The organism is Mesorhizobium sp. M7A.F.Ca.CA.004.06.1.1 (assembly GCF_003999135.1).
GTDB lineage: Bacteria > Pseudomonadota > Alphaproteobacteria > Rhizobiales > Rhizobiaceae > Mesorhizobium.
On the sequence record NZ_RZPQ01000130.1, the window covers coordinates 1 to 10,401 of the forward strand.

Below are 10,401 nucleotides of genomic sequence, written 5' to 3' on the forward strand. Positions count from 1 at the left end.
CTTGTCGAACACTGCGTTATCAATCGTCGCCAGGCGCTCCATGGCCGAACCGTCCTTGACCATGATGCCGTTCTCGAACAGACGCCGCGCGGCGACCACCTGAACGATCGGTACGGCGAGGCCGAGCGCGCACGGGCAGGTGATGATCAGAACGGCAATGGCGATGGTTATCGCCCTATGCCAGTCGCCGGTCACCGCCATCCAGCCAAGGAACGTCGCGAAGGCTGTGAGATGAACCACCGGGGCATAGAGCGCTGAAACGCGATCGGCGATCCGGCGATAATGCGCGCGGCCGCCCTCTGCGGCTTCCATGAGCCGAACCATTTCCGCCAGAAACGAATCTTTCGCGGCGGCTGTCGCCTCAATCGTCAGCGGGCCGGTTAGGTTGAGGACACCAGCCTGCACGGCTTCGCCTGCTGCAACGCTTCGAGGCGTGCTCTCGCCCGAGACAAGCGAACAGTCCAGATCCGATGCCCCTTGAATGATTTTGCCGTCGACGGGTATCCTTTCGCCGGCAGCAATCAGCAGCTGCATCCCTGGTTCGATCTCGCCAACCGGCAGATAGTCGCGTGCGCCGTCGCCGCGCAGCACCATGGCGCCACGTGCGGCCAACTGGGACAGGCCTTTCACGGCGATCCGGGCACGTTCGCGCATCACGTGATCCAACGTGCGGCCGATCAACAGGAAGAACAGCAGCGACACCGATGCATCGAAATAAGCATGGTCGCCATGGTTGATCGTCTCATAGAGGCTCATGGCGTAGGCAAGCGACACCCCGACCGCGATCGGCACGTCCATGTTCATGCGGCCGTGGCGCAACGCATTCCAGGCCGAGCGGAAGAAGATGCCGCCGGCGAAGGCGAGTGCAGGGATGGCGATAAGCGCAGAGACCCAGTGGAACAGGTCGCGGGTAGCGCCTTCGGCACCGGACCAGACAGAGACCGAAAGCAGCATGATATTGCCCGCCGCGAACCCGGCAACCGCGACGGCGCGGATCAACTCCGAAAGCGTCCTGTCCTTTTCATCAATCTCGGGGGCGAAGAGATGCGCCTGGTAGCCGAGCCGTCCAAGCGCGGCGACGAACGGTGGAACCTCGTCGCCACGCCAGCGGACCGAGACCCGTTTCGTCGACAGGTTGACGCGGGCGCTCTCGACGCGATCGAGCGTTCCCAACGCCGTCTCGATCGTCTGGATACAAGCTGCGCAATGAACGCTCGGCACCGAAAGATCGGTTTGGCGGAGATCATCGCCAAGCGATCGGCTCGCCAGCCTGATCTCCTGACTAGACGGCAGGACCGACGTGGTGCTGCCCAGATCAAGCGCCATTTCGGCGCCCGGTGCACAACAACTCATTGCAGCGCTCCATGGGAAATCATGATCCTGCGGACGTCGCGATACGGTTTATCCAGACCGGCGTCGGCGTCGACTTCGACAATCCAGACGCCGTCCTTCGGCATGTGCTGGGCTGCGAATTCCTGGCCCGAGGCGGGTGCGAGGGTGACCGACTTGTCCTCCTTCTCGTACGCGGGATGGCGAAACAGCACCTTGACGCCGTGCAGGGGAACCGGCTTGCCAGCGGCATCGGTGAGGCTGTAGCGGACTTCACCCCATGCGATGGTCAGCTTGCCGGTCCAGCCAAGGGCTGCCTGTGCCCGTCCTTCCGTGGCCTTCTTGTTGAATTGCTGGCTCGCCACATAGGTGTTTTCGACGACGAGGCCAGTCCAGCTTGTGCTGGCGAGCGTCGCCATGGTCAAATTGACCGCGATGATCACGCCGAAAAAGGCGAGGATGATGGCCAGCATGTGCCTGCCGGTAAATTCACGAGGCTTTTGTACATTGGCAGTCATCTGGGGGCCTCCGGCGCGTTGAAGGTGGCGGTGTACTCGTTCGATTCGAAGCTGGCTCTGTCCTCGACGCGGAACTTGAAAGTCTGCGCCGGCGCGCGGATCTGGCCCGCGGGCTGGCGCACGAAGACTTTCAGCATTTTCAGGCGGTCGGGTTCGACCGGAATGGCGAATGAGCGGCCTGCCGGGATATCTTCGCCGACCACGCTCATGTCAGCTCCATCCAGGCCTTGGATCGTGACGACGAGCGTCCGCGGCTCCGGGATCATGTTGAGCAGCTTGACGGTATAGCCATTGCGGATGGAGCCGTCGGACAGCGTGACGAACTGAGGATTGCGATCATGCAACACGTTTAGTTCGAGCCGGTCGCGCGTCAGCAGGGAATAGAGCAGGCCGAGGCCGATCAGCGACCACAAGCCCATGTAGACGTAGGTGCGCGGCCGAAAGATCTTGCGGATGTGGAAATGCGCTACCTTGTCGGAGAACAGGCCATCAGCGGTCCTGACCAGCGACGGGTTGACTGAACTGGAGCCGCCCGCGGTTGCCAGCATCATATTGGTGTTGTAGTCGGAGAGCGTCGCGTAGGAGATCAGCCCGCGCTCCTTGCCGAGCTTGTCCATGACGCCGTCACAGGCGTCGATGCAGAGCGCGCAGGTGATGCATTCGAGCTGCTGGCCATCGCGAATGTCGATCCCCATCGGGCAGACCGCGACGCAGGCATTGCAGTCGACGCAGTCGCCGACGGACTGCCCTGCAGCTTGCACCTTCTTCGCATGGCGAGAACGCGGTTCGCCGCGCCAGTCATTGTAGGTGACGGTGAGCGAACTTTCGTCGAGCATGGCCGCCTGGATGCGCGGCCATGGGCACATATAGGTGCAGACCTGTTCTCGCATCAGCCCGCCGAACGTGTAGGTGGTCGCCGTCAGGACGGCGACGGTGATGTAGGCGACGGGCGCCGCGGTGCCGGTGAAGAGTTCGCCGACCAGCGTCGGCGCATCGGCAAAATAGAAGATCCAGGCGCCGCCAGTCGCCGCGCCTATGACGAGCCAGATGGTGTGCTTGAACACGCGCAGCATGAGCTTGCGCGCGGTCCAGGGACCTGCATCGAGCTTCATGCGGGCGTTACGGTCCCCCTCGATCGCACGTTCGACGACGAGGAACAGATCGACCCACACCGTCTGAGGGCATGCATAGCCGCACCAGGCACGGCCGACAGTCGAGGTGATCAGGAAAAGACCGACGCCCGCCATGACCAGGAGGCCGGCCACATAGAAGAATTCCTGGGGCCATATCTCGATGAAGAAGAAGTAGAAGCGCCGGTTCGCGAGATCGAGCAGGACTGCCTGGTCCGGGGCAAATGGACCGCGAGCCCAAGGCAGCCACGCAGCCAGGTAATAGATGCCAAGTGTGATCGTCATCACCAGCCATTTGAAGCGACGAAAGTTGCCCGAGGCGCGCTTCGGAAAGATCTTTTGACGCGCGGCATAAAGCGGCTTGCGGGTTTTGGCGGAATTGACAGTTTCTGTTTCGAGCCCTGTCAACTGCGTCTTGTCACGCATGTGCAACTCCACTTTCCCAGCCGATGTCAGGGGCACCTGTCGTAAAGCCTCGCCGTAGGATAGCCTTGCCGGGTTGTGCAGATCGCATTAGGGATGGTGTCGAGGCCCGGCTCACGCCAGGCCTCGTCCGCTTGGCAGGGGGGACCGAAGAATAGGGCTTCCATTCCTATTCTCCGCCGCCAAGCGAATGGACATAAACTGCAAGTTCCTTGACCTTGATCTCGCCGAGACGGCCAACCCAGGCCGGCATGACGCCCTGTTTTGGCGCACGGACCTGTGCGGCGATGGCTGTCTCACCGGATCCATAGAGCCAGATCGCATCGGTCAGGTCGGGGGCGCCGAATTCCCTGTTGCCTTTTGCATTGTCGCCGTGACAGGCCACGCAATTCTCGGCAAAGACCTTGGCGCCGGGTTGGATCAGACTTGCATCGCGGACCTTGCCGGAAAGGCTGGCCACGTAGGCGCTGACTTGTGCGATCTGGTCGGCGGTAATGATGTCGCCGAAGGCCGGCATTTCCGACAGCCGCGTTTCCGCATCAGTCGCAAAGCGGATGCCGTGCGTAATCGTCTGCTGGATCTGCTCGGCCTTGCCGCCCCATAGCCAGTCGTCGTCGTTGAGATTGGGAAAGCCCTTGGAACCCTGGGCGCCGGAGCCGTGACATTGTACGCAATTGACCTTGAAAGCGGCGCCACCGGCGGCGATTGCGAATTCGCGCAGGCCGTCGTCCGCGGCGATTTCCGAGACGCTCTTGGACTCCACCGCCGAGATATATTTGCCCTTGGCGGCCTCAGCCGCGGTCAGCTCGTTCCTGACCTCGTTGCGGCTGGAATAGCCGAGCACACCCGTTGTCGCCGAGTGCAACAGAGGCCATGCTGGATAGGCAATGGTGTAGCCTATCGCCCAGACAATGGTGACGTAAAAAGTGATGACCCACCATCTGGGAAGCGGGTTGTTCAGCTCCCGGATACCATCCCATTCGTGGCCGGTGGTCGAGACGCCAGAGATTTCATCGATATGCTCGTCGCTCATGATCACTCGTCCTCGAGCGGAATGCGGGCCGCTTCGTCGGCCAGCCTTCGGCTGCCGGGGCGTAGGGCAAAGGCGATGCACCCCACGAAGAACAGCGCCATCGCAACCAGGCCCCAGCTGTCGGCAAACGCCCGCATCAAATTGTAGGTCATCAGCGTTCTCCTCAGCGGTAGCCGGCGGCTTCGTCGTAATTTTTGAAGTCGACCAGTGTGCCAAGCATCTGCAGGTAGGCGAGCAGGGCATCCATTTCGGTGACCTGTTGCGGGTTGCCGTCGAAGTCGCCGATCTTGGCTTTTGGGTAACGCGCCTCAAGGCCTGATGTGTCGGCATTGGGATCGGCCTGCGCCCCCAGATCCGCATTGGCGTGGGCGATCATGTCATCCGTGTAAGGGACGGCTACAAGCCTGTTGGCGACCAGATGCGTCGAGAAATCCTTCACGTCGATCGGCGTGTCTTTCAGGAACCCATAGCTCGGCATGATCGATTCCGGCACCACCGAGCGCGGGTCGGTAAGATGCGCGACATGCCATGCATTCGAGTAGCGGTCGCCAACTCTGGCGAGATCCGGCCCGGTACGCTTCGATCCCCACTGGAAGGGGTGATCGTACATGGACTCGGCAGCCAGGCTGTAGTGGCCATAGCGCTCAACTTCGTCGCGGAACGGCCTGATCATCTGGCTATGACAGAGGTAGCAGCCCTCGCGCATATAGATGTTGCGCCCGACAAGTTCGAGCGGCGAATAGGGGCGCATGCCTTCCACCTTCTCGATCGTATTGTCGAGATAGAAGAGAGGCGCGATCTCGACGATGCCGCCGACCGTCACCACGAGCAGCGAGCCAACGAGAAGAAGCGTGGCGTTCTTCTCGATGATTGCGTGTTTGTCCATCAAGCCCATTACCTGGCTCCTGATCGCGCAGGTCGGATGGCGACGGGGCTCGGCATCGGCTCCTCCTCGCGCTGGTGGCCGAGGATGGTCCTGGTGATGTTCCAGGCCATGATCAGGGCGCCGGAGAGGTACATGGCGCCGCCGATGGCGCGCATGACATAGTAGGGGTGCATGGCGGCGACGGTTTCGGCGAAGGAGTAGACGAGGAAGCCCTGCTCGCCATATTCGCGCCACATCAGGCCCTGCATGATGCCGGACACCCACATCACCGCGGCGTAGACGACGATCCCGAGTGTCGCCAGCCAGAAGTGCCAGGTGACGAGCCTCAGCGAGTAGAGCCGTTGACGGTTCCAGAGCTTCGGGACCATGTAGTAGATCGCGCCGAACGAGATCATGCCGACCCAGCCGAGCGCACCCGAATGGACGTGCCCGATGGTCCAGTCGGTATAATGCGACAGCGAATTGACCGCCCGGATCGCCATGATGGGGCCTTCGAAGGTCGACATGCCATAGAAGGCGACGGCCATCACCATCATGCGTATGATCGGATCGGTGCGCAGCTTGTCCCAGGCGCCGGACAGCGTCATCAGGCCGTTGATCATGCCGCCCCAGGACGGCATCCACAGCATGATCGAGAACACCATGCCGAGCGTCTGCGCCCAATCGGGCAAGGCGGTGTAGTGCAGGTGATGCGGCCCGGCCCAGATGTAGAGAAAGATGATAGCCCAGAAATGGACGATCGACAGCCGGTACGAATAGACTGGCCGGTTCGCCTGCTTGGGCACGAAATAATACATCATGCCGAGGAAGCCGGCGGTGAGAAAGAAGCCGACCGCGTTGTGGCCGTACCACCATTGCGTCAAGGCGTCCTGGACCCCTGAAAAGGCGGAGTAGCTCTTGGAGCCCAGGAACGAGACTGGTATGGACAGGTTGTTGACCACATGCAGCATCGCGATGGTCACGATGAACGACAGGTAGAACCAGTTGGCCACGTAGATATGCGGTTCCTTGCGCTTCAGGATCGTGCCAAGGAACAGAATGAGGTAGGCGACCCAGACGATGGTCAGCCAGACATCCACATACCATTCGGGTTCGGCGTACTCGCGGCCCTCGGTGATGCCGAGCAGATAACCGGTCGCGGCCATGACGATGAAAAGCTGGTAGCCCCAGAAGACGAACCAGGCGAGATCACGGCCGAAGAGGCGCGCGCGGCAGGTGCGCTGCACGACATACAGAGACGTGCAAAGCAGCGCGTTGCCGCCGAAGGCGAAAACGACACCGGATGTGTGCAACGGCCGCAAACGACCGAAATTGAACCAGGGCTGGATGTTGAGATCGGGGTAGGCGAGCTGCAGCGCGATCACCACGCCGACCAGCATGCCGACGACACCCCAGAACACGGTGGCGATCGCGCCGTAGCGGATCGGACCATCCATGTAAGCGGATGGGTCAATCGGAGCTGCTGGCCTGAACTCCGTGTTGCGCAACAGGATCGCAGTGAAACCAGCCACTGCGAAGAACAACACCCACATGTGTCGGCGGAAAGGTTCATCCACGCCGAAGCCGGCGGCCACCAGGGCCGCAAAAGCGAACACGCTTAGAAGGACGATCTCTGTGCCGAATTTCATTGCAGATCCCGATCTCGAATCTGGTGGATGCCAAATCCGCAGCGCACTAATCGCGCAGCCGCCGCCCCCTCGCCCTGATCTATGTCAGGCCGCACGATTTTGTGCGGCGCAATCAGCAGGTGGCGAATGAACGAGGAACGCAGCGCGGGCTCACCCCCTCATGGAAGGCGTTCCCTGGGTTGGGCGGGCGCAGACGCGATCGCTGAGGCGAAAGCTGAGGCTCTGCGCGCGTTGGATGCTATTGCCGATGCCCTGCCAAACGTTGTTCGGATCCCATTGGAAACGAACGCGATCGTTCCGCCGAGCCGTGGCAGATTAAGGACCATGCTTCGCCGGTATGTGCCGAAACACACCTGGCGATTGGTCACGTTCCTATCAAAGGCCGAAAGCTGTTTGTCTCGACCGTGACGCCGCTTCGTCGAAGGCGCGGCGACATCGCATTAAAAGGCAAACACGGCCCGCCCCGGAGTCATGCGACATGGCCTCGCCGCTTAGGGCCGCTCGCGTCCGCCGCCACAGCGCTTCTCCAGACGGCTTATGCTGTCCACCGTCACATGGCGTGCGTTCTCAATCCGAATCACCCCGTCAGCCCGCAATCGCGTCAGTTGGCGGCTCACGGTCTCGCTGGTGATTCCAAGGAAATCAGACATTTCGGCACGCGTCAGCGGCAGATCGAAGGAGGCCGACCCGGAAGCCGCATCGAGACTGGAATCGATATTCCGGGCCATCATGAGGAGAAAAGTCGCCACCTTTTCCGGAGCTGTCTTGCGCCCCAGCGTCACCATCCACTCGCGCGCCTCATCGAGTTCATTCAGCGTCTGTTTGAGCAGGCGATGCTCGAATTCCCGTGACGCCTTCATCATCCGTTCGACGGCCGCTCGCGGAAACGAACACAGCGTGACTGCTGTTGCCGCTTCCGCATTGATCGAGCTTTCCTCCTTGAAAGGACGTCCCAGAAAATCCGGTGCAAACTGGAGACCGACGATCTGCTGGCGCCCATCCGACAGGCTCTTTGATAGCTTTACCACGCCTGAAAGCACGTTGGAGTAGCTGTCGACGTTCTGTGCCTCGCCGGTCAACTCCATTCCTGACTCGATCCGGCGACGCGAGCAAGTCTTGGCGAGCCCAACCAAATTGTCTGGATCGAGCGCACCGCAGACACCGCGACGCCGTGCCTCGCAAGGGAAGCAAAGAACAGGAATGCCGGAACTATGAATGTCTTGCCGAAAGGTCATGCGTTCGCCTTACCCGATCCTAACTGCCGGCAGGATACCCATCCAGGGTAGAGAAATCCTGCGGCGGTTTGTCCATGAGCGCGGCTGATCGAGATCAGGGTCTGCTTCAGCGATGCGTGCAGTGTTCCGGCGGGCAACACGGTGAACGCGAGATGCAATCGGAAATAGCTGTCAAACTCAGCGAGAACGTCCCACGCTACACCAGCTATCCGACGGCGCCGCATTTCCATTCGGGGATCGATGCTGCCATTTACCGTGGCTGGTTGGAGACGCTGGAAAGCGGCGACGAAATCTCGCTGTACCTGCACATTCCTTACTGCGACAAGCTCTGCTGGTTCTGCGCCTGCCACACCAAGCAGACGCACCAATATGAGCCGGTGGCCGCTTATCTGCGCTCGCTGAATGCCGAAATCGTCACGATTGCCGGTCTGGTGAGCGGCAAGGCACATGTCCGTGCAATCCACTTCGGTGGCGGTTCGCCAACTATTCTGAGGCCCGATGATATGGTTGCTCTTGGAGCGGCCTTGCGGGACAGCTTCGACCTTCTCCCGGATGCTACGGTCAGCATCGAAATCGAAACCAACGACATGGACAAGGCGCGCCTTGATGCACTTGCTCAAATCGGCGTAACGCGGGCGAGCCTCGGCGTGCAGGATTTCGATCCGCAAGTGCAAAAAGCAATTAATCGTGAGCAGAGTTTTTTGCAGACCAAGGCAGTCGTCGACGGGGTTCGTTCGCGGGGCGTCGAATCGGTCAATCTGGACCTGCTCTACGGGCTCCCGAATCAGACACGCGAGACGATCTGTTCCACGGTGGCGCAGGCACTGACCTTGGAGCCAGACCGGATGGCCCTGTTCGGCTACGCACATGTGCCCTGGTTCAAGAAGCATCAGACGATGATCGACGAGGCATGGCTGCCGAGTCCCACTGAGCGTTTCGCCCAATCTCAACTCGCGGCGCGGGCAATTGTCGCCAAGGGATATGAGGCAATAGGACTCGATCATTTCGCGAAGCCCGACGATGCGCTGGCCATAGCGGCCCGCGCAGGGGTTTTGCATCGCAATTTTCAGGGCTACACTGAGGATCGCTGCCCGACACTCATCGGACTTGGCCCTTCGTCCATCGGTCGTTTTCGCCAAGGCTACGTGCAGAACATGGCTTCGACTTCCGGGTACGGGCGCATGGTTGCGGATGGCGGGTTGGCTGCCGTGCGCGGCGTTGCCCTTTCCGACGACGATCGCGTCCGTGGCTGGATCATCGAGCGGCTGATGTGTGATTTTGCCTTCTCGGCAGTCGACCTGGTGGAGCGGTTCGGCAAAGCCGGCGAGCAGCTCCTTCATCGCTCGAGGTCCATCGCACTCCACGATCCTGCCCGAGCGCTTGAATTCGATGGTGACAGTTTCCTCGTACGGACTGAAAGTCGCCCCTTCATTCGAACCATCGCGGCCAAGTTCGATACATATTTCAAAGGGGGAACGGCGAGGCACTCGGTGGCGGTCTGAGCAAAGCACAGTGCGCTCGCCGTTTGGTCGATCGGCGAACCAGCTGCGTTCGTTTTGACCGCTCATAGCCGACTACCGCATCAAAATCGAAAATGCAAACTTAGGCTGTTGCGCGGTATCTCCTTCCACATCCACTCTTGCGCATACCTGCATTTCAAGGTGTTTGATCCTATGCTTCGCAGGTAGGTCGCGACAGCTAGGCAATGTTCCAGCTGCCCTAGCGGAGGAGTCACGATTTTCCGGCAAGCTCCGTCGGCAGACGTTCTTTTCTGGCCTTGGCAAAGGCTCGGTCGCCTTCCAGAAACGCCGCCAGCATGAAAGGGATGAGTTCTGCCACGGTTTCAGACTGACCATAGGTCTGACGGTAAAGTGCAGCATACTCCTTGAGTGTTTGGCTCAGCTCCGCGCTGACGGTAATGGTGATCTTCGAAGCTGTTCGGTCCGGAAGTTTTCCAAGTTTCAGGTCAGCCATGATAACTCCTGCTCAACTGGCGTATGGCCGCAGCACGATGTCCTTGTGCACGATGACGCGCAGTGGCCAACCTGGGCGGACGACGATGGTGGGCTGGATATTGAGGTTTTTTTCGGTGATGCGCTGGCCGGCTCGACTGGCGTTCTGCTGGGCTGATTCCCGGATCGCCTTGACCAGATCGCTCTCGTTTTCGCCGAGGCTGAATTCTGTGCCGACACCGAGCAATGTGGCAAGCGCCACTCCCT

Annotated in this window: 11 protein-coding genes; 1 reads left to right on the forward strand and 10 read right to left on the reverse strand. The window is 60.5% G+C overall.

Annotation, left to right across the window (positions count from 1 at the left end):
* The 8 genes from EN906_RS10875 to EN906_RS10910 form a co-directional block, all read right to left on the reverse strand.
* Positions 1-1,353, reverse strand: a 1,353-nt coding sequence (locus EN906_RS10875) for a heavy metal translocating P-type ATPase (protein ID WP_164777147.1), incomplete at its 3' end; no start/stop codon positions are given.
* Complete coding sequence (locus EN906_RS10880; protein WP_024502867.1) at positions 1,350-1,847, reverse strand: FixH family protein; 498 nt, start codon at positions 1,845-1,847, stop codon at positions 1,350-1,352. The genes EN906_RS10875 and EN906_RS10880, both read right to left, overlap by 4 nt.
* A complete protein-coding gene (gene ccoG, locus EN906_RS10885; RefSeq protein WP_024502866.1) occupies positions 1,844-3,403 on the reverse strand; it encodes a cytochrome c oxidase accessory protein CcoG in 1,560 nt (519 codons plus the stop codon). The genes EN906_RS10880 and ccoG overlap by 4 nt, the downstream gene beginning before the upstream one ends.
* Positions 3,404-3,569: 166 nt before the next feature.
* The gene (gene ccoP, locus EN906_RS10890) at positions 3,570-4,433 is read right to left on the reverse strand and encodes a cytochrome-c oxidase, cbb3-type subunit III (protein WP_024502865.1); all 864 of its coding nucleotides are present in this window, start codon (positions 4,431-4,433) and stop codon (positions 3,570-3,572) included.
* A 2-nt stretch (positions 4,434-4,435) separates the two neighbouring features.
* Entirely contained in the window at positions 4,436-4,585 is a 150-nt protein-coding gene (locus tag EN906_RS10895) for a cbb3-type cytochrome c oxidase subunit 3 (RefSeq protein WP_024502864.1), read from the reverse strand.
* An 11-nt stretch (positions 4,586-4,596) separates the two neighbouring features.
* Positions 4,597-5,328 carry a cytochrome-c oxidase, cbb3-type subunit II gene (ccoO, locus tag EN906_RS10900; RefSeq protein ID WP_024502863.1) on the reverse strand — a complete coding sequence of 244 codons (732 nt, stop codon included), beginning with the start codon at positions 5,326-5,328 and terminating at the stop codon, positions 4,597-4,599.
* Entirely contained in the window at positions 5,328-6,947 is a 1,620-nt protein-coding gene (gene ccoN, locus EN906_RS10905; protein WP_024502862.1) for a cytochrome-c oxidase, cbb3-type subunit I, read from the reverse strand. Before ccoN ends, ccoO begins: the two co-directional genes overlap by 1 nt.
* Positions 6,948-7,438: 491 nt before the next feature.
* Positions 7,439-8,182 (reverse strand): Crp/Fnr family transcriptional regulator, encoded by a 744-nt coding sequence (locus EN906_RS10910; RefSeq protein WP_024502861.1) that lies wholly within the window; start codon positions 8,180-8,182, stop codon positions 7,439-7,441.
* A gap of 152 nt (positions 8,183-8,334) precedes the next feature.
* Here EN906_RS10910 and hemN point away from each other — a divergent pair, with 152 nt between their 5' ends.
* Positions 8,335-9,684 carry an oxygen-independent coproporphyrinogen III oxidase gene (hemN, locus tag EN906_RS10915; RefSeq protein WP_024502860.1) on the forward strand — a complete coding sequence of 450 codons (1,350 nt, stop codon included), beginning with the start codon at positions 8,335-8,337 and terminating at the stop codon, positions 9,682-9,684.
* 229 nt (positions 9,685-9,913) lie between these two features.
* Here the strand turns inward: hemN and EN906_RS10920 are convergent, their stop codons facing one another.
* Positions 9,914-10,156, reverse strand: a complete 243-nt coding sequence (locus EN906_RS10920; RefSeq protein WP_024502859.1) for a DUF2274 domain-containing protein — start codon at positions 10,154-10,156, stop codon at positions 9,914-9,916.
* A gap of 12 nt (positions 10,157-10,168) precedes the next feature.
* Positions 10,169-10,401: TrbI/VirB10 family protein (locus tag EN906_RS10925; protein WP_281060437.1), on the reverse strand; the 233-nt coding region annotated here is incomplete at its 5' end.

What these genes read in the sequence shown, in the direction of transcription:
- EN906_RS10880 (WP_024502867.1), bottom strand. Translation starts at nt 1,847, where the DNA reads ATGACTGCCAATGTACAAAAGCCTCGTGAATTTACCGGCAGGCACATG.
- ccoG (WP_024502866.1), bottom strand. Translation starts at nt 3,403, where the DNA reads ATGCGTGACAAGACGCAGTTGACAGGGCTCGAAACAGAAACTGTCAAT.
- ccoP (WP_024502865.1), bottom strand. Translation starts at nt 4,433, where the DNA reads ATGAGCGACGAGCATATCGATGAAATCTCTGGCGTCTCGACCACCGGC.
- EN906_RS10895 (WP_024502864.1), bottom strand. Translation starts at nt 4,585, where the DNA reads ATGACCTACAATTTGATGCGGGCGTTTGCCGACAGCTGGGGCCTGGTT.
- ccoO (WP_024502863.1), bottom strand. Translation starts at nt 5,328, where the DNA reads ATGGGCTTGATGGACAAACACGCAATCATCGAGAAGAACGCCACGCTT.
- ccoN (WP_024502862.1), bottom strand. Translation starts at nt 6,947, where the DNA reads ATGAAATTCGGCACAGAGATCGTCCTTCTAAGCGTGTTCGCTTTTGCG.
- EN906_RS10910 (WP_024502861.1), bottom strand. Translation starts at nt 8,182, where the DNA reads ATGACCTTTCGGCAAGACATTCATAGTTCCGGCATTCCTGTTCTTTGC.
- hemN (WP_024502860.1), top strand. Translation starts at nt 8,335, where the DNA reads ATGCAATCGGAAATAGCTGTCAAACTCAGCGAGAACGTCCCACGCTAC.
- EN906_RS10920 (WP_024502859.1), bottom strand. Translation starts at nt 10,156, where the DNA reads ATGGCTGACCTGAAACTTGGAAAACTTCCGGACCGAACAGCTTCGAAG.